Consider the following 22,708-nt stretch of genomic DNA (forward strand, 5'->3'; position numbering starts at 1 on the left):
CACGAAGCGCCTAAACCCTTACTTAGTAACGTTAAATGGAGACGTAATGAGTCTAACCATTTCATCTGGCGTTTTTGGAAGTTCGGAGTTTTCCATTAATAGTCGCATATGCTCCGCTCGATTGGATACATCTTTTAGGGAATTTATAAACGTGGTAGGTGTAACATTTTCCTCTTCGAGAACAGAAGCCCATCCTTGTTTTTCAAAAATTTTCGCATTCAATAACTGATCTCCTCGACTTTGTAGTTTTGACAATGGAATTAACAGCATCGGCTTGCGTAAAGCTAAAAATTCGAAAATTGAATTTGAACCAGCTCGAGAAACAATTACATCTGATGCATGTAATAAATCAGGTAATTCTGTTGTGACATATTCAAATTGTTTGTAACCCGCTACAGCTTGTATAGCCTCATCTACTTTTCCTTTTCCGCACAAGTGAATGATGTCATATAAATCAAGGAGATTTGTCAGGTTACTACGGATGGACTCATTTATGATTGCTGAGCCTTGGCTCCCACCCATAATCAAAAGGACTGGTTTCAATCCAGTAAAACCACATAAACGAAGACCTACAACTTTTCTTCCCTCAAATAGCTCCGAACGAATGATTGATCCTGAACAACTGGATTTATCGGATGGTAAGTGTTTCAATGTTTCTGGAAAAACACTAAAAATATGATGTGCGAAAGGCATGGCAAGTTTATTTGCAAGGCCTGGAGTTACGTCTGATTCATGTATCACAACTGGAGTACCCGATAACTTCCCTGCCATCACGACAGGAACAGATACGAATCCGCCTTTTGAAAAAATAACAGATGGTTTTACTTTTCTAATAATTAATAAGGCTTCAAGTAAACCTTTTGCCACTCTCAGTGGATCTGTAAAGTTTTTGATAGAAACATAACGTCTCAATTTACCACTTGAAATGGCATGATATTTTATATGAGGAAAAGCATCTCGAATTAGTTCCAATTCAATTCCATCTTTTGATCCGATGTAATGAATCTCAAATGATTGTTTTTCTAATGTTGGAATGATTGCTTGGTTAAGCGAAACATGACCGGCAGTTCCCCCACCTGTTAACATAATTGTTTTTTTCTTCATTTGTAAAACTCCTATCTTCAACGCTTTCGTTTCTTTCGAATTCGATGTTGTATTCGTGACTATTATTATTTAAACTTATCCTTTACATAATATACACTATTTCCCGACTTAACATGAACGTCATATGCAAAAACAACTGATATCAAAAGATTTGTTCAGTTATTTTATTAAAAATTCCGATAAAATACACATTCATTTATTTGGATTTAATGTGATATACTGAGGGGAAAATTTGAAGAAATTAGGGTGATCCATATGCATGAAACAACAAATCTAAAAGAAAAATGGTCGCTCATGCTAAAAATTGTTTTTCCGATTTTAGTTACACAGGTGGCATTATATTTAATTACATTTTTTGATATTTTGATGTCAAGTAGATATGGGAGTGAAGACTTAGCTGGAGTGGCCGTTGGTTCATCACTATGGGTGCCGATATATACCGGATTAGCAGGTATACTTCTCGCAATCACTCCCATTGTCGCTCAATTAGTTGGAGCAAAAAAAAAGAATGAAGTCAGATTAGTAGTCCAACAAGGATTGTTTCTATCTCTTGGATTATCTGTTCTAGTCTTAATTATTTTATCACTCTTTTTAGAACCTATTCTGAATACCATGACATTGGAGTTTCGTGTTGAGAAAATTGCCAAATCGTTTTTAATAGCGATTAGCTTCGGGATTATTCCATTATTTGCTTACAATGTATTGCGTTCATACATGGATGCCCTAGGGAAGACACGGGTAACGATGTTCATCACATTGTTATCTGCTCCTATTAATGTTTTCTTTAACTATTTACTTATTTTTGGTAATTTCGGTTTTCCTGAACTAGGTGGAGCTGGTGCTGGTTATGCTTCAGCTATTACGTATTGGTTAATTTTTTTAATTGCTGTAGTTGTCGTTCACAAACAACAACCATTTCAGCAATATGAACTTTTTAAAAATTGGCAGCGTGTTCAGTTTTCAAAATGGCGGGATATTAGCATAATTGGGGTTCCCATAGGTTTATCAATATTTGCAGAAACAAGTATTTTTTCTGCAGTTACGCTAATGATGAGCACATACAGTACTGCAGTCATTTCCGCTCATCAAATCGCCTTAAATTTCACATCGTTACTATACATGGTTCCGTTAAGTATTTCGATTGGTGCAACCGTCTTAGTAGGATATGAAGTTGGAGCGAAGCGATACAAAGATGCTCGCACGTACAGCTGGCTAAGTGTTGGAACAGCCGTAATCATCAGCTTCTTCTCTGCATGTATTTTGTTTTTTTTCAGAGAACAAATTGCCTCCGTATATACAACAGATGCAACGGTTATTCAGTTAACGATTCAGTTCTTCGTATTTGCTGCACTCTTCCAGTTATCAGATGCTATACAAGCACCTGTACAAGGTTCTTTACGTGGCTATAAGGATGTCAACGTTACATTTATCATGGCAATTATTTCGTACTGGGTCATTGGCTTACCAGTTGGTTACCTCTTATCTAAGTTTACTGATTTCGGACCTTTTGGTTACTGGATTGGATTAATTGTAGGTTTAACGGCTGGTGCCATCACTTTATCAGCTCGTCTCATTCGAATACAACGCAAAAAACATGACACAGTCCTTTAAGGATTGTGTCATGTTTTATATGGTTCATCGTTATTTTAATATCCCAGTTCGTTTGACCTCCACAGTAATATCTGGTTTTATTTCAATCTCACTGAATGTATCATTCCTGTACCCTTTTTTCCAAACCTTTGGATGAAATGCTCGGACCCGACGGCCTATCCACTCCTTTAACAACTATGAGGAAATTTCGTGTTTTATGATGACAATATAAAAAGAACCGTTCTCCGAAAATCCGGAAACGGTTCTTTGATATATTAGCGTCTACTTAAGAGGTCTTTATAGATTGTAACATATTGCTTTGAAGACGAAGACCAACTAAAATCAAGCTCCATTGCGTGTTTTACTAAAGTCCCCCAGTTATCAGACTCAGAGCGATAAAGGGTAACTGCTCGCTCAATCGTATACAACATTTCGTAAGCATTATAATTGGCAAAGCTGAAGCCATTTCCTTCCCCAGTAAACTCATTATAAGGAACAACAGTATCCTTCAGTCCACCTGTTTCACGGACGAGAGGTAAAGTTCCATAGCGCAGCGCAATAAGCTGTCCAATGCCGCACGGTTCAAATTGAGAGGGCATTAAAAACAAATCGGAACCTGCATAAATTTTTCTAGCTAGGGATTCATCAAAATATAAATTGACTGACACATGATCCGGATAGTAATCAGCAAAGTACCTAAACGACTCTTCGTATTGTGCATCACCTGTACCTAATAAAACGAACTGGACATTCAACCCGATTATCTCATGGAAGACATGACGAATTAAATCAATGCCCTTCTGATCAACCAATCTGGTTACCATTGAAATGATGGGAATATCAGAATTTACAGGCAATCCAAGTGTTTTCTGTAGATTCTTTTTATTCTCAGCCTTACCTTGTTGACTATCAAAAGGCAGGAAAATCAACTCGTCACGTTTAGGATCATAGGAATCGTTATCTATCCCGTTTACAATTCCACGGAGTTTAGCGCCCTTTTTTCGTAGAAATCCATCTAACCCTTCCCCGTAATAGGGTGTCTGTATTTCTTCAGCATAAGTAGCACTCACAGTTGTCACACAATCAGCAAAGGCAAGTCCTCCTTTTAGATAGCTGACATTCCCGTAAAACTCTAATGCGTCCATGTGGAAATATAAATCACTTAAATTCAGTAAATCAGAAAGCACCGATTTAGGATAGACTCCCTGATAGCGTAAATTATGAATGGTAAACACGGTTTTGATTTCTTGGTACAGTGGTTGATTTACATAATGAGCCTTTAACAAAACAGGAATTAATCCGGTTTGCCAATCATGACAATGGATAATTTCCGGAATTTCCTCTAAATGCGGCAAAGCCTCTAATACAGCTCGGGAAAAGAAAGCGAATCGTTCTCCATCATCCTCAAACCCATAGCTACCATGTCTTTTAAAATAATATTCATTATCAAGAAAGTAGATAGTGATCCCTTGATAATCTAGTTTTTCAATACCACAAAACTGATTTCTCCAACCAATGGGTACTTCAATGCTTTTAATCCATTGCATTTGTTGCTGATAATGCAATGGCAAATCACCATATTTCGGGAGTATCACACTAACGTTTACCCCTTCTTCATGTAAAGTGTGAGGCAAGGCGCCAATAACATCACCTAGTCCCCCGGTCTTTATAAATGGGACGCACTCTGAGGCTGCAAATAAAATATTCATGCTCGTGTCCCTCCAGATTAAACTACTTCTTCTTTTTTGATTACTGTCGGTTTTTTCCTTGCAGTGATGATTTGATCCTTTGTAATGATTACTTGTTTATCAGTAATAATATTTTCGATATGAGCACCTTCTTCAATATCACCTTTTTGCATAATGATACTGTTTTTAACTACTGCACCTTTTCTAACCTTTACCCCTCGAAAAATAATACTATTCTCAACGGTTCCTTCTATGATGCATCCATTAGCAATTAAGGAATTAGACACATTTGAAGAAATAGCGTATTCAGCAGGTGCTTCATGCTTAATTTTAGTGAACACTTCCCATGAATCATAAAAATATGTGTGAAGTATTTCTGGGTTAAGGAATTCCATACTACTTTCATGGTATGTTTCGAGAGAATGTATGAAGGGCATATGACCTGTAAAATGATACCCTTGCACATTGAGCTCTTTCAGATTTGCTTTCACAACATCTTTCAAAAAATCATATTCTTCATACTCTATACAACTTTTGATTAAGTCGATTAATAGTTGTTTTTTAATCACATATGTTTCCAAACATATATGGTCCCCTTTTGCAGGTGCGGTATAAAGGTTTATATCTCGCACTACACCGTCCGTATCTACAGACAATTGATGATAAAGCGGCCTATTAACTGGTTTTCCATCAAAATCCTTGTAAAGGACTGTAATATCAGCTTCATTGCTTTCATGTACTTTAATCACATCGTTAAAGTCAATTTTACAAATATGATGACCAGGAGCAATAATAACTGTGTCTGCAGTTGCCCGTTGGAAAAATTCTAAATGATCATAGAATTGCTGAATATCGCCTTTTATTTTTTCATCTGGATGAATTGAAGGAAGAATAAACAAGCCTTGTGAACGATGATCAAGGTCCCATTCCTTCCCGGAACCAAGATGATCCATGAGAGAACGATATTTATCTTTAGTGAAAATCGCCACCTTGCTGACGGAGGCATTCATAAAGTTTGACATGGTGAAATCAATCATACGATAGCGTCCGCCAAAAGGTACGGAGGCCAGGCAACGATGATGAGTCAATTCTTTTAATATGGGTCTTTCATTTACGAGATTTATTACTCCTAAAACATTCCTCATTAAAGCTACCTCCTATTATCATCAATTATAAAGATTGCAGCAAAGCACTTTCCGCAGAAATAAGTTGTTTTTCACCAATTAATGTAAGCCTTTGATTAGGGTCACTAATGACAGCACCATCTTCGATAATTGTACCGCTACCGATAATTGCTTTTTCGATAATGACATTTTTTCCAATTTTCACGTTTGGCATAATGACAGAATCTTTTACTATTGTGCCACTTCCAACTTGTACATTATAGGAAAGTACAGAATGCTCGACCTTCCCAAATACCAAACACCCTTCATTGACTAAGGATTGTGTCACATTAGCCTCTTTAGAGATAAATTGCGGGGGATGATTAGCGTTCCCAGCATAGATTTGCCAGTTAGGGTTTCCTAGTTCGAAAACGGACGGTTCTTCCAATAAATCCATATGGGCTTCCCACAGGCTGTCAATCGTACCAACATCTTTCCAATAGTCTGTAAATCGATACGCTTGTAAATTCGCACCATCATCCAGCATCTTTGGAATAATGTCCTTACCAAAATCATTGGTTGAAGTGCTATCCTGTTCGTCTTCTGTTAAATATTTTTTAAGATGTTTCCAGTTAAAGAGGTACACACCCATCGAGGCCAAATTACTTTTTGGATGTTTTGGTTTTTCGTCAAACTCAATAATCTGATCTGTATCGTTAGTACTCATGATACCGAACCGATTTGCCTCATCCCATGGTACTTCTATGACAGCAATGGTCGCATGTGCACCTTTTTCGATATGATCTTCTAGCATTTTATTATAGTCCATTTTGTAAATGTGATCTCCTGAAATCACAAGTACATATTCTGGGTTATTATGATCGATAAAATGAAAATTTTGGTACACGGCATTGGCTGTTCCTTTATACCATTCACCACCATCTTTCCCTTGATAAGGTGGTAGCATTGAAACTCCTCCGTTATTACGGTCAAGATCCCACGGACGACCGTTACCAATATATGAGTTCAAAATATGAGGACGGTATTGAGTAAGTACCCCAACCGTATCAATTCCCGAATGCGTACAGTTGCTTAAGGTAAAATCGATAATCCGATATTTCCCTCCAAATGGTACTGCGGGTTTAGCTAAGTCACTAGTCAATTCTCCGAGTCTTGACCCCTGACCACCTGCTAATAACATGGCTACCCATTTTTTAGATTTCATGTGAATCGACTCCCTTCTGTCTTGCTTTTGTCTTTTTCTTGAGAATTGTTATACCTAGCGGTGGTACCGTAATTTCCATGCTGCAAGGTTGGTTATGGTGAGGCAACTTAAATGATTGAATTGGACTACTGTTTATTTGATTTGATCCTCCAAATGATGCAGCATCACTAGTGAATGCTTCAAAATAGGTTCCATATGATGGAACACCAATTCGATAGTCATGGTAAACATCTGCAGAGAAATTACAAACAACAATGCAATACTCCCCTTTGCGTTTGCCTTTTCTCATAAACGTAATCACGCTTTGATTGGCATTGTCCGCATCAATCCATTCAAAGCCAGCTTGCTCATGATCGAGACGCCAGAGCGAATTAGTTTCTTGATAAAACTTGTTTAATTGTTTGAAGTAATGAAAGAAATTGGCATGTGAGTCAAAATCCAAGAGCATCCAATCTAATTCATCTCGATATTTCCATTCGTCAAACTGGCCAAATTCACTACCCATAAATAAAAGTTTTTTTCCGGGATGAACGAACAAATATCCAAACAGCAGACGTAAATTCGCGAATTTCTGCGAGTAATTACCTGGCATTTTATTGACTAATGACCGTTTTCCATGGACCATTTCATCGTGCGAAAATGGAAGTATATAATTTTCCGAGAATGCGTAAAAAAATGAAAAGGTCAATAACTGATGATGCTTTGAACGTTCATTTACATCAAGCTTCATATATTTTAATACGTCATTAGCCCAGCCCATATTCCATTTATAATTAAATCCAAGCCCGCCTTGACTCGTAGGACTAGTAACCAGCGGCCAATCAGTTGCTTCCTCGGCCATCATGAGTGCGTTAGGATACTTTCGGAAAATAGTTTCGTTTAATTTTTTTAGGAATTGAACAGCTTCAACATTTTCTTCTCCACCAAACTGATTTTTTAATTTAGTTGGAAGTGGGTTATCATGATTTAAATAAACAATAGAAGAAACTGCATCGACTCGAAAACCGTCTACATGATAAACATCCATCCAAAACATTGCATTAGAAATTAGGAAACTAACCACTTCAGGCTTACTATAGTCAAAGCTATATGTCCCCCAGATCGGTCGCTCAGCGCGCAAAGGATCTGTTGATTCGTAGAGAGGAGTTCCATCGAATCGACCAAGACCTTGGATATCTTTACAAAAATGAGCGGGAACCCAATCAAGGATTACTCCAAGCCCTTTTTGATGACATTGATCTATAAAATACATCAATTGCTCAGGTGTACCATATCGGCTTGTTACTGAAAAAAAGCCAGTGATTTGATAGCCCCATGACCCATCAAACGGATGCTCCATCACAGGCATTAATTCAATATGTGTAAAGCCGTTTTCTACAGCATAATCGACTAATTCTTCTGCGAGTTCTTGATACGAATAAAATTCTCCATCTTTCTTTTGTTTCCAAGAAGCCAAATGGACTTCATAAATCTTCATTGGTTTGTGGTAAATATCCTTCTTTACTCGCTGTGCTATCCACTTTTGATCATGCCATTCGTAGTTATCTAACTTGTAAACGACTGATGCTGTTGCAGGACGTAGCTCCGTATAAAATGCATAAGGATCTGCCTTTAATTCTTTGTGTCCATCCGGACCAGTGACTTCATATTTATAAATGTCTCCATGGGTAAGTTCAGGAACAAATAATACCCAAATTCCTGAATGTTCTATCCGTTCCATTTTATTTTGGTATCCATTCCAATTATTAAAAATACCGACGACGGATACTTGTTTTGCATGTGGTGCCCAGACGGCAAAACGTACCCCTTGCAAACCGTTTTCTGAAAATATATGTGCCCCCAGTAATTTATAGCTTTCAAACAGTGTTCCTTCATGGAAAAGATAGATATCAAAATCACTTGGATGTATATGATCCGGCAACTTTAGCAAACTTTCCAATCAAACACCTCCTCCACTCTATGTTTGTTTTTGTTTTATTATTATTACTTATTTTATAATTCGTCGTAAGTTGCTGAAATCCTCTTATAATAGCAGATTTTTGTCAAGATTATGGAAATATGAGTAAATATAGATAGACTTGATGAATTTAAATGGAAACCTACTGACTTTCAATCAAGTTTTAGGTTTCAGTCCCACTTCAGACGCATCCTTTGCTGCACCTTGGTCTAGAGAAAAAAGAGGTGGGCTTGTGACTGCGTCACTTCGCCCACCTCTCTTTTTTTCAGATCATCCTACTGCGGATGTGCGTCCTTCGCTCCCTCACCACCTGGCCGCAAACAGTTAGGATTGTTTTGTTTATTATTGAATCGATGCTAACTATCAGTAGATATTCGGCCGAAGATGATATTTCGGCCACTTCCTGCTTGTTCTATTTTGGTGATTTTCCTTTATTTCCACGCGAATGTATTCAATCTAAAGAAACCTCAAAGTGCATCTCATTAACCAAATTGATAAGCTATTGAAACACTCTTCTTTCAAATAGTAGCTTAGGGAAAACAAAACCTTTTCGAGGCACTTTGATAGGAGTCCTTAATACTTTATTTGTTTCAATAAGTTAAATAGCACGTGAGAAGTGTTTGAGCGATTAACACCTCAGATTGAGTGGTAAATTTTTCACAATCAAAAGTCATTTACTTCTCATTAAGTAAGTGAAACAGGCACTCGCAACTTTGTGGTTATCCATAAAGTTAAAATGTAGTTCTCAGGACAGTAACATTCGCTAAAGATATTCATGTGCTTCAAATGTTTATCTGTTACACCATGGCATAATAAGAGGAGGATAGTGAATAAATCACTTTCCTCCTCTTATGAATGTTTACATATTATTTATCATTTCCTGTTAATTGAGTAGAAGTGGTATGGCTCATTCTGTTTAAAAATAAATAAGATAGAGAAACGGACCAAGCAAGTGGGGTGTTACCATTTGGGACATTTTTTCCACCAATATATAGTTCAGGAATTTCCCAGTTATCTGGGATTAGACGCTCTGTTTTGTTAACGTACTCAAACGCTTTATCATACATACCTAGTTCAAAATAGCATAATCCTAGCCAAGGTAATCCAAAGCACCATTCTGCTTCGCTGCCCTCGTTATAGTATTGATCATTTTCATAACGGATACAGCCATTTTCTCTTTCTAGTCGTTGAGTAACTCTCTCGATAATCTTAAGGGCCGTTTTGCGTTCTACAATTCGATAAGGATAGATAAGTGATAGCAAGGCTAAGTCGGTATCTTTTGTTGCGCTTTCTCTTGGCAAGATAAAACGTAACGTTTCTTCTCCTTTTTGGATAAATTCATCTCTCACGTTTACAAGCATTTTCACTGAATGCAATCCAGCGACACATGCACCGACACTTGAAGCATGCAACTCGATATTTTCTTCCCACATTCCATTATCATGTGCTTGCCAGTACTGGAGGCACTCAAGGTATTCGACTAACTTCTGAACGATATCAAGATCTTTGTCATCGCGAATAACCTTTCGACCATTGCTAACACCTTCTCCTACACCCCATAAGAAGGCGCCAATTGCATCATTCTGAGCATGACCCCATTCCTGATTGATTTCCTTTAATTCTGTGGAATACCGAGCGTGAATATATTCAAAAAGATGAACCGGTTTCTGTTCACGATGAATGTCGATTTTCCATTCATACCTTTTGAACAGGTCAAATAAAGCATGGTACGCTTTTTCATAGCGCTCAGAACTACTATGCAAAAACGGTAAAACTGTATAGACCACATCTCGTATCCAAACGAAATTATAATCCTGTGAAATACTTGCGGTATAAGCACCATTTGGAAGGCGCATTCGATCTAAAACCTCAATTGCATCATTAATTTTCATATTCAGACACCTCCATAATTTATATCATGACAATTATCGTTAACCAATTATGTTGATTCTAGACAGCATCTATTCATCTCATTAAATAAAAACGTTTTCATTTTAAAATTTATTATATAAGTCCAAACAAAAGGTATATTTGGTAACTAGTTATATTTTATGTAGAAGATTTTTTTTTCGATAAGCAAGCAGCCTCAATTCTCAAAATTGCACAATTATTTGGTGAATTAACTTAAATATAATGGATCGGCAATAGCTTAAACTTGTTAATACTTTTAATAATTCAAGTAAAAGAGTCTAGCAAGTACTACATGTGATACCCCATCAGAAAGAAACGGAGACCCACTGCAAATCTTTCCGCTTTTCTTAATAATTTTTGGCGTTTGAATCCGTCAAAGGCTCAATATTCACCTCTATTTATAAAAAAACGTTCTTGGAAGAACGAATACATTCCCATACATAATTCCATTGTTAGCTGTTTAAGTTTAAAATATACGATTCACGATTAAGAAGAAGCAGCAGAGGAACAATTCGAAATTTCTTCACATTCGTAAGGTGGATGCCAATAAGTTTGTGGAATGAAAGAGTGATTTAAACTCCAACGACAAAGAAAATGGCATAGAAAAAACGGCCATCTCTAAAATGAGATGACCGTTTTCTCTTATTTTATTTTTCTCTTCTTATTTTTGAATGAATTGTTGTGTCCAGTAATTACCTTTTGCATTGTATCCAATACCAATATGAGTGTAGTTTCCATTCATGATATTAGCGCGATGTCCTGGTGATTCCATCCATCCTTTAACGACTTCTGCCGCCGTTTTTTGACCCATTGCGATGTTTTCAGCTGCGGCTTTGTATTGAATGCCTTTAGCTTTCATTTGATCGAACGGTGAACCTAGTGTTGGACTAGTATGAGAGAAATAGTTGTTCTTGCTCATATCTGCTGATTTTTCACGAGCAGAATTCATTAACAACGCATCAGTAGCAAGTGGTTTTAAACCACTTTTTGCACGCTCTTGATTCGTCAAAGTTAGAACTTGTTGTTCTATGTTTGAAATTGACCCTGGTTTTTGAGTTGCAGGTGGTGCAGTAGCTGGTTTTGCTGGTGCAACTGGTTTTGCTGGTACAGCTGGTTTTGCTGGTACAGCTGGTTTTGCTGGTGTAGCTGGTGCAGCTGGTGTAGCTGGTGCAGCTGGTTTATCTGCTGGTAGTTTAAATCCTGCAGCTGATAGTTGTGCATATAGTTTTTCTAGCATTTGTTTGTCTAAGGTTGAATTCAATTCCACCTGTTTTACTTGAATACGTGAAGGCACATTTAAACTATTTTGTGTCTGACACGTGGGTGAAGAATATGATGCTTCTGCTGTTGTAGCTTGACTTACTGAGAACACCATCGCTCCCATTGTTAAACCTAGTAACATTTTTTTCATTTTTTATTCCCCCTTCTGCCACTTAGTCTATCTTTTGAATCTCTCAATAAAATACCTAATCGTTACCAATACTGCCAATCAAAACGAAAATGTACTATTAATGCAGACTCAAGACATAACTAAATGTGTGGTTTTAGAGGAATTTCCATATGTTTCATCTCAAAAGGTATTGACGTTTTTATAGACAGTCATATAAAGCTGTTTTAACTGCATTATTAAATTGTCTGATAAACTGCTATTTTCTATTCTGTCATAGGCAATTTGTAGTTTTTCTTCTGGTGTTTTACGTACTCTTGGATGAGTTAGCTCATCTAATAACTCAAGTCTAATGATTTCTTCAAGTTGTTCATTTGTAGTAAAGGTTGTAGTGGTGTGTCGAAATGGAAATAGGGTTTGATATGCTTGAATGATTTCATTCATAAGTAATCACTCACTTCCGGGAATATTTAGATGCGCGAGTTGTTCTCCAATGATTACAATAGTTGGCTCCATCTTCACATATTCAGGTAGCCATTGGACCATCCCATATGAATATTGAAAAAGCATTGGATTTTTAATTCCATTAATAGGGACATAGCCTTTCATTCTATAGATAGAAGTTGGTAATGTACGTAACCACTCTTCAAAAGCGTCCTTATCGACAGCATGCTTAAATGAAACCAATCGTGTTGATAATGCAAGTTCTTGTCCTATCCTAGCTTGGGTAACGTCCTTCTCACTAACTGTACCTGCCAACCTCTCTAAAATAGATAAAGGGCATTTACCATGTGAAGTTTGAATTAATGTAGCTGATGGATTAAAACTTTGTAATTCAAAAGTTACCTTTGCTTGTTGTGCTTCAGATAATAAATCCATTTTATTTGCTAATAATAGATGGGCATGACGAATTTGTTCTAAAAATAGAGAGCGCATTTGTGGCGGCAGTAAGTGTCTATCAAGCCACCTAATGCTATCTACGACCGTCACGATCCCTTTTACATTCAGTTGCTTTGCAAACAATGGGGAATAGACAGCGTCTAATGCTTCGACTGGGTGAGCTGCACCTGTCGTTTCAATAATGAGTACATCAAAATTTTCACCAGTTAATAAAGTTTGAAGCTGTGCTTCGGTTTTCTCAGAACCGGAACAACAGATACAGCCTTCTAACATTTCTTTTAAAGGTATATCTTCCTCAACAGCTTGTGAATCAAATGGAAGTTTCCCCAACTCATTCATTAGTACAGCAGGTTTTAATCCTTTTTCTTTTAATTGACGGATCGTATCAGTTAGTAAAGATGTCTTCCCGCTTCCTAAAAAGCCACTAAATAAATAAACATCCTTCAAATTAATCATCCTTTCTTATGAAAAAAGCCGGCCTCAACTTGCAGGCCAGCTTTTGTTTATTTTGCTAAGTCTTTTAATAATAGTTCTTTAGCTTTTAATAACTGTGGATCATCTTTTTCAATTTTCAAGCGTAAGCGGTCCATTAAAGCGTAAGTCGTCTCCCCAGTTAAAATACCTGTTTCCTTGAGTTTCGCTTCTTTTTGCAATTGCTTAACTGCAGCTTCTGTTTGATCATCGAATAATCCATCCACTTTACCACTATCTATGCCAATAGCGGTAAGCATCTCTTCTGAAGCTTTAACTTGATCTGATAAGACGCCATTTTTAATTTCGATTGATGCATCCAAATATGGCAATTTCGAGTATGTGGGATAGTCCACTTTCACATCCGGAGCTATTCCTTTTTCATGAATCCAGTTGCCATCAGGTGTTAACCATTTAGCAGTTGTGAATTTCATATTCGATCCATCTTTTAATTCATTTGCTGTTTGTACGGTCCCTTTACCAAATGAATTCAATCCGACAAGTTGTGTTCCAGCAGATTCACTCATAGCAGCTGCTAAAATTTCTGAAGCAGAAGCACTTCCTTCATCAATTAATAATGAGACTGGAACTTTTAATTTCTTTCCATCGGTAGCTAAGAAAATTTCTGCTTTTTTGCCTTTTTCTTGAGTTTGGAACAAAGGTTTACCTTCTTCAACAAACAAATTAGAAATATCGATGGCTGATGTTAATAGTCCACCTGGATTTTGTCTTACGTCGAGAACCAACGCTTTCATTCCGGCTTCTTCCATATCAGTAAGAGCTGCCAGTAATTCATCATATGTGTTTTGTGAGAAACTTGTAATTTGAATATGCGCTACCTTGTCATCGAGTATTTTAGCATAAACAGTTTCTATTGGTATTTCATCACGGACAATTTTAATTTCTAATGGCTCAGTCATTTCACCACGTTGAATGGTTAAGGTGACTTCCGTTCCTTTTTTACCACGAATTAACAATACAGCTTCTGATGCACCCATACCTTGAATGTTTTTACCATCGACAGCGATAATATTGTCATTTGTCAAAATCCCCGCTTTTTCAGCTGGTGAGTTTTTAATAGGTGACACAACTGAAATCATTCCATTACGTTCTCGTATTTCAGCACCAATCCCTTGGAAACTTGAAGAGATACTTTCTTCAAATTGGGCAGCTTCATCCTGATTCATGTAATCCGAATAAGGATCTTCCAAAGCATCAATCATCCCATTGATTGCACCATTCACTAATGAATCTTGATCAATATCTGCGTAGTATCCAGCATTCAACTTGTCATATGCTTGGTACAGCTTTTGAAACTCTCGTCTTTCTTGAGAACCTACTTCAACTACTTTATCTTCGCCAAAAGTTAAAGCAAAAATCGTTAGCCCTGCGGTACTTAAGATTAAAGTAAAAATAAGCATGATAAAGAAGAAAGGCTTCAACCGAATATATTTCCCTGCTGGTCCATTATGTTGAACTGGGTCTGACTGATTTACTTGTTGTTCAGGATCTTTTTTCTGTTCATCCATATCATTCACCACTTTCAATTCGAAAACATTAGAAAATATGCTTCACTATTTATGTATATTTTATCCCTTAAAACTGTTAAACGGAAAGAAAAAGGCTGTCAGAAAACAGATGACAGCCTTTACTTATTACTGATTAATCTTGAATCGCAGCGTCTAATGCTACTACAATCATATCGTTAAATGTTAATTGACGTTCTTCTGAAGTTGTCACTTCACCAGTCAATAAGTGATCACTTACAGTTAAAATTGAAAGTGCTTGGCGACCGAACTTAGCTGCTAAAGTATAAAGTGCTGAAGACTCCATTTCAAGCGCTAAGATACCGTATTGAGCCCATTTTTCATGCTCTGCATGCTCATTGTAGAATACGTCTTCTGTAAATACATTTCCTACTTTAAGATTTAAGCCTTTTTCAATTCCTGCATTATACGCTTTTAATAACAGGTCAAAATTAGCTGTTGGTGCAAAGTTAATACCATTGAAAATGATTTCATTCATTTTCGAATCAGTTGAAGCACTTTGAGCAATAATTACGTCGCGAAGTTTTACATCTTTGTGAATTGAGCCACATGTACCCACGCGAATTAATTTTTGAACATCATATTCTGCCATTAATTCAGTTACGTAAATAGAGATAGATGGAACTCCCATTCCTGTTCCTTGAACAGAAATACGCTTGCCTTTGTAAGTTCCTGTGTATCCAAACATGTTACGAACTTCATTGTATTGAACCACGTCTTCTAAAAACGTTTCTGCGATGTATTTTGCACGCAAAGGATCTCCTGGTAGTAAAATCGTATCGGCGATATCGCCTTTTTTTGCATTAATATGAACACTCATTTTTTTACCCTCACTTTATTAACATTTCCGTACTATCATACTGTTTTTTAAGAGGAGATGCAAATGTGTTATGCATATCGCGCAATTTCTTGACGTATTTTTGACTCAAGTGTAGATAGATCAGAATTTGACAACGTTAAACGTATATACGATTCGTCCATATTTAATGCCTCTGAAAATAAACTTCCTAACCCTCGTACCCGACGATCCACTTGAATCAGGAGTTCCACTTCATCTAATCCTTTAGGAATGAATGAAAATTCAATTTCGTCAAATTTCCCTCTAAACGGTCCGCTTGTCGCTATAAATTCATATTCCTGAACAAATTTAGTAATTCCTCGGTACGCACGAGGTGCTTCTTCACAATCAACTTTACGTAATTTTAATCCTAAATTCTGAGCAGCTTGCAACCCTGCTGATATAAATGCATTGGGTCTAATTTCAATCATGTCTTTATCTCCAGGGTCTACAGCATTTTTGATATCTAGACCAGTTTGAAGCCACACACGTGTTTTCCCCATCGTTACTGGTGTATTTAGTGGCAGATTAAAAGAAAAAGTAAATTCTTTTTTCTCTTGTTCACCAATCGTAAACGGTTCAGTAATTTTATGTGTATAAATCGCAATTGAATCCGTATACTTTTTGTCATTCGCTTCTCGCTCAAAGGTTGTATAAACCTTGATATAAATTGAGTCAACTGATTGTGAAGTGTTACCTCCAACTACCTCAGTCACGCCAGAAATCATTTCTCCCACCATAAAAGTTGAATCGCTTAATTTGGTATCTACTTTTGCATTTCCAATCCCAACAGATGCTAAAACTTTATTGAAAATCGACATTTATATTCCTCCTTAAATAGTTCTACCTATTCTACTGTCGGAAAGCCATATTGGTTTCAAATAATAACCACATTTCGTCAAAAATAGTTGCGGACATATCTTCATGCGCTAGTTCTTCAATATATCTAGATATCTCTTCAAAATCATTTGATTGTTTTGGGAACGATAAATCATAAAACATTGCTTCAGCAAACATAGCTTTTTTGTCTGAGAGTGGTCCACCTCTAAATGTAAGTGCGTATTTGTAAAATGAATGATTCATAATTTTCCTCCATATAAAAAACGTTGTTTACTATATATACATGAATTTGAGCATGATGTAAAAACAAAAGAATAATAAAAAGCTAAACCCAAAGAAATGAGTTTAGCCTAATTTGATTAGAAATGGGTTACGTAATCACTATAACCTTCTTCTTCTAATCTTTCTTTTGGTATAAATTTTAATGAAGCTGAATTAATGCAATACCGTAAGCCATCCGGACCGGGACCATCTGGGAATACATGTCCTAAATGTGAGTTAGCAGATTTACTTCTGACTTCCGTTCTTCTCATACCGTGAGATTCATCAACATGCTCAGTCACTTCTGGGCCTACTATCGGCTTAGTGAAGCTCGGCCATCCACAACCTGCATCATACTTATCTTTAGAACTAAACAATGGTTTCCCAGAAACCACATCCACATAAATACCTTCATTAAACTGTTGGTCGTATTCATTCCGATGAGGTGGTTCCGTACCATTTTCTTGCGTTACGTGAAACTGCATAGGTGTAAGTTTATTTTTCAATTCTTCTTTTGACAATGTTATTCACCCCACATTTTTTGTTTGAATCCAGCCCTTCCTGAGCCCACTTGGTAACGTTCGTAGTGTGTTGGATTTTTTTTATAATAGTCTTGATGGTATTGTTCTGCTGGATAAAAAGGTTTTGCCTCTAAAATAGAAGTGACAATAGGTTTAGAAAACTTACCACTTAATTCTAAAGCTTTTTTTGATTCTTCAGCTATTTCTTTTTGAGTATCGCTATGATAAAAAATCGCGGTTTCATAAGAAGAACCACGATCATAGAATTGACCACCTGGATCGGTAGGGTCAATCTGCATCCAAAACATTTGTACGAGTTGCTCATAAGGGAATACACTCGGGTCAAATGTTATTTGAACAGCTTCTTTATGACCAGTTGCATTTGTACATACTTGCTCGTAAGTAGGGTTTTCTAATTCCCCTCCGGTATAACCTGACACAACAGCATGTATGCCATCATAAGAATCAAAGGGTTTAACCATGCACCAAAAACAACCACCTGCAAACGTTGCTTTTTCTGAGTTCAATTAGACGACCTCCTTTAATTATTCGGAACAAGTATTTCAAGTGTAATTTCATCTTGTTCCAAATTGAATTCTTTTGCTCTCACTTCAACATCCGATTTCATTGGAATACGTGATAAATCAATATATACATCCTCTTTATCTGGACGGACAATCATCCAATCAGGGAAGGCGACTGAATCTTTCAACAATTTTAACACGTATTCGGGTTCGATTTCTAATTTGCCGACTTCAACTCCTGTTTGAACCAGTCTTAAGTTACCATCTGGCTCAACCATTGGATCGAATTTCATTATGACCGGTAACTTAAATGAAAAAATAGTGAGTTCTGTTCTTAAAAGAATTTGGTTCTCTATAGTTAATGTAACAGGTAAAGGTCTAGTTTTCATTGCATCCATTATGTACGAATTCGCAATACCTTCAAAATCTTCTTTTGTCGTCTTAACCGTCAATACATGCCCCTCGGAAGCTGCTTGTGGTTCAGGAATGATTGTTTTTTCTGAAGGAGAAGTAATCCAGAGAACAAAAATAACTGTTGCGGTAATTAATAGTGCGATAAGTAATAGGAAAGCAACTTTCCATCGGTTCATTAAATATTCAACTCCTTAAAAATCCATTTCCCCTTTTGTTAATTGATTGATACCGCATGATTTGAGGGATTCTAGTACACGGTCTGCCATTTGTTCATAGCCTTTACTATTTGGATGAAAAAAATCCGTATGGTAAACCATTGTTGAATTAGAATTAAACAAATCATTTACCGGAACAAAACAAGCGTTAATATCACTATAAGCTACTTTATTGATTGCATTATTCCAGTTCACTAAAATTTGGTCAAATTCATTTGCTTGATCCGTAAAAATTGAAAAGGGATTATATAACCCTAATAAGATAACAGGGGTATCTGGATTAATCTTGCGAATTTCTTTCATGATTTTGCCATAGCGTTTAGCAAAAACAAGCAATTCATTTTGAAAGGCATCGACACGCAATTTAAATAAATCTTGCTTTACGATTCTCATAATATCATTGCCGCCAATTGTCACGACAATAATATCTGCATTTTTTATCGAATCATCAATTTCTCCAGATTGAATTTGCTTTAAAAGTTGGTCACTCCTTCTTCCTCGCTTGGCCTCATTCCACAGATCGATTTGACCTACACCTTGGAATTTTTCCATCTCAGTAGCTACACGACCCAAATAGCCACCAAGCTTTCGTTCGTCTCCTACACCCTGAGTCAAAGAATCACCTAGACCAACTATTATTTTCTCTTCTGAAATAAACATTTTATTTAACTTGAAACTTTCCATTTTAAGCGACTGCCTCGTTGTAAAATCCTTTTGGGGTGCCTGGTCAGTTTGGTTAAATAGGTCAAATTGACATCCTGTCAAGATGAATGAGCTCACCAAGATGACAAGTATCAACTGTTTTTTCATTATATTCTCTCCTTCTTACTATTAAAAGCAGGGATCTCTCCCTGCTCATTTTCATTCTTTATTCCACCATGTACATAAATCCTATTGCTCCAATTCCTGTGTGAGTACTAATAATTGGTGACGTAAATGCAACTTTCACGTCATTAAAACCAGATTCCTCAATCAATTTTTTCAACGGATCTGACATCGAAAAGCCATTTGCTTGTGACATCCCAACATTCTTAACTTTTTTACCAGTGGTGTCTTCAATAAATTGTTTATATAAATACTGAACCACTTGTTTGTGACTTCTTGCTTTATGGACAGGCGTGTATTCCCCGCCTTCAAGAGATGCAATTGGTTTAATGGAGAGTAATGATCCAATTAATGCTTTTCCTTTGCCTATTCGTCCACCTTTTACTAAATTTTCAAGTGTATCTACAACCACAAACAGTTTCGTATTTCCCCGAACTTTATCCAAGTGATTCACAATGTCTTCAACTATCGCACCTTGTTGTGCAAGTTGTGCAGCTTCAATTACTTGAAATGATAAAGCATATGAAATAAAACGCGAATCTATCACTGTTACATCTGAATTTGTGATTTCAGCAGCTGCTTGAGCCGATTTTACCGTTCCACTCATTCCGCCTGACATGTGTATAGAAATAATCTTGTCTCCATTTTTTCCTAGTTCATCATAAAGCTCTTGAAAAACACCGACAGCAGGTTGTGAACTTTTCGGAAGTTCTTTTGATGTTCTCATCATCTCTAAAAATGATTCTGCTTGAACGTCTACTCCATCTATAAATGTTTTCCCATCAATTTGTATGGATAATGGAACAACATGAATCGAATATTGTGTAATTTGATCTGTTGTTAAGTCTGCTGTTGAATCGGTTACGATATGAATTTTTGTCATTCCAGTCTCACCCTTCTTCTCATATCTTTATTATAAAAATATGTTCAGGTTCTGTAAACTATAAGCATTTCGCAAGCTTAACTAAAAAAACCGGATGCCATAATTGGGGCATCCAGCTAAAAGTTCATCGTATTTTTTGGTTTGGTTATAGGTGGCTATTCTCTTAAAGAAAATGGCAAATATCCAAGAGGCAAGAAAAAGTTTGTAAAGAATCACCTTAATCCTTTCGTTTATACAGCATATAGGTATATTTTATCCCGCTATCAGTAGTATGTTGCTCTGAAGTAGAAATGGCTTCCCATTCTTGTTCATAAGAAGGGAAGAATGTATCGCCTTCAAACTCGTGTTCAATAAGTGTGATATACAAAAGATCAGCGTACGGTAAGACTTCTTTAAATATTTGTTCTCCACCAATAATCATTACTTCTTCATGGTGGTTATTAGCAGCCTCAATGGCCTCTTCAATCGAGTGAACAACTGTCACTCCTTCAACTTTATATGAGGTATTTCGTGTAATCACGATATTTAAACGACCTGGCAAAGGTCGACCGATTGATTCAAATGTACTACGCCCCATAACAATGGCTTTTCCCATCGTTTTTTCTTTAAAATAGGCAAGTTCGTTAGGAATATGCCAAGGCATTTTATTGTTCTGTCCAATGACACGATTAAGATCATGGACTACTATTAATGAAATCATAATTCTCCCTACTTTCTATACTGCGATTGGTGCTTTAATTCTTGGGTGCGGTTCGTAGCCTTCTACAGTTATATCACTTGTTTCTAATTCAAAAATAGACTTCTTATCATCAGAAATTGTCAGTTTTGGAAGTTCACGTGGTTGTCGTGATAGCTGTTCATTCACTTGGTCCATATGGTTCGAATAGATATGTGCATCACCCAAAGTATGCACAAAATCGCCTACTTCTAATTGACACTCTTTTGCAATTAAATGAGTTAATAAGGCATACGACGCGATATTAAAAGGAACACCGAGAAAAACATCTGCACTGCGTTGGTACAATTGACAAGATAATTTTCCATCAGCTACATAAAATTGAAAAAGAGTATGACATGGTGGAAGTGCCATTTGATCTACTTCTGATGGGTTCCAAGCCGTCACTATATGTCTTCTTGAATCAGGATTATGTTTAATGGATTCAATCACGTTTTTCAATTGATCAATCGATTGACCGTCCTTTGAGGGCCAAGATCGCCACTGTCGACCATAAACCGGACCTAAATCTCCGTATTCTTCAGCAAATTTAATATCTGATAAGATTTTTTCTCTAAAAATAGTCATTTGTTGATCCACGATTTGTTGAAATTTCTCATCTTGTGCAGCACGTCGTCCAAAGTCCGTCATTTCAGGACCATCATAGTCTTCACTTTTTACCCATTTTTCAAAAGCCCATTCATCCCATATATGATTACGTTCTGCTATTAACGTTTTAACATTCGTATCACCTTTAATAAACCAGAGTAATTCTGAAGTAATAAGTCGCATTGCCGTATTTTTAGTGGTCACTAACGGAAACCCTTTACTTAAATCAAATCGCATTTGATAGCCAAAAATACTTTTCGTACCAGTTCCTGTACGGTCGCTTTTCACCGTTCCATCAGCTAATATAGATTGGCATAATTGTAAATATTGTTCCATATAGAAATCCCCCTATTAATATACATGTAAAAAACCTTCTTCAAGTATACTTGAAAAAGGTTTTTTGTGTGTTAAGAAAGCCATTTTGGTGGCATGTTTTTTGACCAATAAATATCACCTAAAGTATAGTGCTTGGCAAATGTGTCTGAAGCTGTGTGGTAATGAAAATTAAAGTAATAACCATCTTGCGGCTTACGATCCGTTCTTACATGGAATCGAATAATATCAGAACCAGTTACTGTTTCATAAATATGAAAAATCTTTTCACTATGATCCCCTGAAGGATTCTCAGTTATTGCTAATGATTTAAGAGATTCGTTGTCCATATCAAACAATGTTAGTTGAATAGCTTCTTGAATTTTAGGGAAAATGATTTCGTCAAACTCATTTGTTATGACAGGTCCAATTCGAGATCCGAACTTTAATAATGACTGTTCTTTAGCTTGCGCAATGGCATCTTCAATAAATGTCGAGGGTTGATCATCAACCCACTCAACCGCGTATGTATTTTGCGTATTTTGTGTAGAAATCGTTTTCTGGTTTGCCTTGTCTTCTAGTAAGTTTTCCCAAATAGTATGATTGGGAGAGATTACACCAAAGGTTAATAGAGCGACCGCAACGACTAATGTTTTCTGAATCCAATTTTTCATTAAATCACCTACAATTTTGTACGATTTTTAACAACTTATATTATCTATTACGAATTCAAGCACGAAAAGGTTTCATCTTTTATCTATTCATTGTACAATAAAAAGGTAGAAACAGCTTCGTTTTTTTAAGTAGGAGGAATTATTATGGACATGCATACACTTATAGGAATTGGTTTCTTATTATTACTAGGTTA

General features: G+C 36.6%; 22 protein-coding genes. 1 reads left to right on the plus strand and 21 read right to left on the minus strand.

The window, feature by feature from the left end:
* Positions 1 to 18 precede the first annotated feature (18 nt).
* Positions 19 to 1,104 (minus strand): undecaprenyldiphospho-muramoylpentapeptide beta-N-acetylglucosaminyltransferase, encoded by a 1,086-nt coding sequence (locus C8K15_RS07405; protein ID WP_108585786.1) that lies wholly within the window; start codon positions 1,102 to 1,104, stop codon positions 19 to 21.
* Between the two features lie 255 nt (positions 1,105 to 1,359).
* Between C8K15_RS07405 and C8K15_RS07410 the strand changes: the two genes are divergently transcribed.
* Entirely contained in the window at positions 1,360 to 2,715 is a 1,356-nt protein-coding gene (locus C8K15_RS07410; protein ID WP_108585787.1) for an MATE family efflux transporter, read from the plus strand.
* Positions 2,716 to 2,969: 254 nt separating this feature from the next.
* On the opposite strand, the gene glgA is transcribed toward C8K15_RS07410, so the two are convergent.
* The 20 genes from glgA to C8K15_RS07510 all read right to left on the minus strand — a co-directional run bounded on the left by glgA (position 2,970) and on the right by C8K15_RS07510 (position 22,514).
* A complete protein-coding gene (gene glgA, locus C8K15_RS07415) occupies positions 2,970 to 4,403 on the minus strand; it encodes a glycogen synthase GlgA (RefSeq protein WP_108585788.1) in 1,434 nt (477 codons plus the stop codon).
* 17 nt (positions 4,404 to 4,420) lie between these two features.
* Positions 4,421 to 5,527, minus strand: a complete 1,107-nt coding sequence (glgD, locus tag C8K15_RS07420; protein WP_108585789.1) for a glucose-1-phosphate adenylyltransferase subunit GlgD — start codon at positions 5,525 to 5,527, stop codon at positions 4,421 to 4,423.
* A gap of 25 nt (positions 5,528 to 5,552) precedes the next feature.
* Entirely contained in the window at positions 5,553 to 6,710 is a 1,158-nt protein-coding gene (locus tag C8K15_RS07425; protein ID WP_108585790.1) for a glucose-1-phosphate adenylyltransferase, read from the minus strand.
* A complete protein-coding gene (glgB, locus tag C8K15_RS07430) occupies positions 6,700 to 8,649 on the minus strand; it encodes a 1,4-alpha-glucan branching protein GlgB (RefSeq protein WP_108585791.1) in 1,950 nt (649 codons plus the stop codon). Before glgB ends, C8K15_RS07425 begins: the two co-directional genes overlap by 11 nt.
* Before the next feature lie 884 nt (positions 8,650 to 9,533).
* On the minus strand, positions 9,534 to 10,559 hold the full coding sequence (locus C8K15_RS07435) for a glycoside hydrolase family 15 protein (protein WP_108585792.1): 1,026 nt from the start codon (positions 10,557 to 10,559) through the stop codon (positions 9,534 to 9,536).
* Between the two features lie 680 nt (positions 10,560 to 11,239).
* A complete protein-coding gene (locus tag C8K15_RS07440; RefSeq protein ID WP_108585793.1) occupies positions 11,240 to 11,989 on the minus strand; it encodes a CAP domain-containing protein in 750 nt (249 codons plus the stop codon).
* 159 nt (positions 11,990 to 12,148) lie between these two features.
* The gene (locus C8K15_RS07445; RefSeq protein WP_199224077.1) at positions 12,149 to 12,409 is read right to left on the minus strand and encodes a hypothetical protein; all 261 of its coding nucleotides are present in this window, start codon (positions 12,407 to 12,409) and stop codon (positions 12,149 to 12,151) included.
* Positions 12,410 to 12,415: 6 nt separating this feature from the next.
* Positions 12,416 to 13,312: a CobW family GTP-binding protein gene (locus C8K15_RS07450; RefSeq protein WP_108585794.1), complete on the minus strand. Its 897-nt coding sequence runs from the start codon at positions 13,310 to 13,312 to the stop codon at positions 12,416 to 12,418.
* Between the two features lie 56 nt (positions 13,313 to 13,368).
* Entirely contained in the window at positions 13,369 to 14,865 is a 1,497-nt protein-coding gene (locus C8K15_RS07455) for a lmo1851 family serine protease (protein WP_108585795.1), read from the minus strand.
* 133 nt (positions 14,866 to 14,998) lie between these two features.
* The gene (gene deoD, locus C8K15_RS07460; protein WP_108585796.1) at positions 14,999 to 15,703 is read right to left on the minus strand and encodes a purine-nucleoside phosphorylase; all 705 of its coding nucleotides are present in this window, start codon (positions 15,701 to 15,703) and stop codon (positions 14,999 to 15,001) included.
* A gap of 68 nt (positions 15,704 to 15,771) precedes the next feature.
* Complete coding sequence (locus C8K15_RS07465) at positions 15,772 to 16,542, minus strand: sporulation protein (RefSeq protein WP_108585797.1); 771 nt, start codon at positions 16,540 to 16,542, stop codon at positions 15,772 to 15,774.
* 31 nt (positions 16,543 to 16,573) lie between these two features.
* Complete coding sequence (locus C8K15_RS07470) at positions 16,574 to 16,804, minus strand: YozE family protein (RefSeq protein ID WP_108585798.1); 231 nt, start codon at positions 16,802 to 16,804, stop codon at positions 16,574 to 16,576.
* Between the two features lie 116 nt (positions 16,805 to 16,920).
* A complete protein-coding gene (msrB, locus tag C8K15_RS07475; RefSeq protein WP_199224078.1) occupies positions 16,921 to 17,343 on the minus strand; it encodes a peptide-methionine (R)-S-oxide reductase MsrB in 423 nt (140 codons plus the stop codon).
* 2 nt (positions 17,344 to 17,345) lie between these two features.
* Complete coding sequence (gene msrA, locus C8K15_RS07480) at positions 17,346 to 17,870, minus strand: peptide-methionine (S)-S-oxide reductase MsrA (protein ID WP_108585800.1); 525 nt, start codon at positions 17,868 to 17,870, stop codon at positions 17,346 to 17,348.
* A gap of 14 nt (positions 17,871 to 17,884) precedes the next feature.
* Positions 17,885 to 18,457 (minus strand): YpmS family protein, encoded by a 573-nt coding sequence (locus C8K15_RS07485; RefSeq protein ID WP_108585801.1) that lies wholly within the window; start codon positions 18,455 to 18,457, stop codon positions 17,885 to 17,887.
* Between the two features lie 15 nt (positions 18,458 to 18,472).
* The gene (locus C8K15_RS07490; protein ID WP_108585802.1) at positions 18,473 to 19,306 is read right to left on the minus strand and encodes a GDSL-type esterase/lipase family protein; all 834 of its coding nucleotides are present in this window, start codon (positions 19,304 to 19,306) and stop codon (positions 18,473 to 18,475) included.
* A gap of 58 nt (positions 19,307 to 19,364) precedes the next feature.
* Positions 19,365 to 20,204, minus strand: a complete 840-nt coding sequence (locus C8K15_RS07495) for a DegV family protein (RefSeq protein ID WP_108585803.1) — start codon at positions 20,202 to 20,204, stop codon at positions 19,365 to 19,367.
* A 217-nt stretch (positions 20,205 to 20,421) separates the two neighbouring features.
* A complete protein-coding gene (locus tag C8K15_RS07500) occupies positions 20,422 to 20,904 on the minus strand; it encodes a dihydrofolate reductase (RefSeq protein WP_108585804.1) in 483 nt (160 codons plus the stop codon).
* Positions 20,905 to 20,919: 15 nt separating this feature from the next.
* On the minus strand, positions 20,920 to 21,864 hold the full coding sequence (locus C8K15_RS07505; protein WP_108585805.1) for a thymidylate synthase: 945 nt from the start codon (positions 21,862 to 21,864) through the stop codon (positions 20,920 to 20,922).
* 71 nt (positions 21,865 to 21,935) lie between these two features.
* The gene (locus C8K15_RS07510; protein WP_108585806.1) at positions 21,936 to 22,514 is read right to left on the minus strand and encodes a YpjP family protein; all 579 of its coding nucleotides are present in this window, start codon (positions 22,512 to 22,514) and stop codon (positions 21,936 to 21,938) included.
* Positions 22,515 to 22,708 lie beyond the last annotated feature (194 nt).

Source organism: Paenisporosarcina sp. OV554 (assembly GCF_003058165.1).
Classification (GTDB): domain Bacteria; phylum Bacillota; class Bacilli; order Bacillales_A; family Planococcaceae; genus Paenisporosarcina.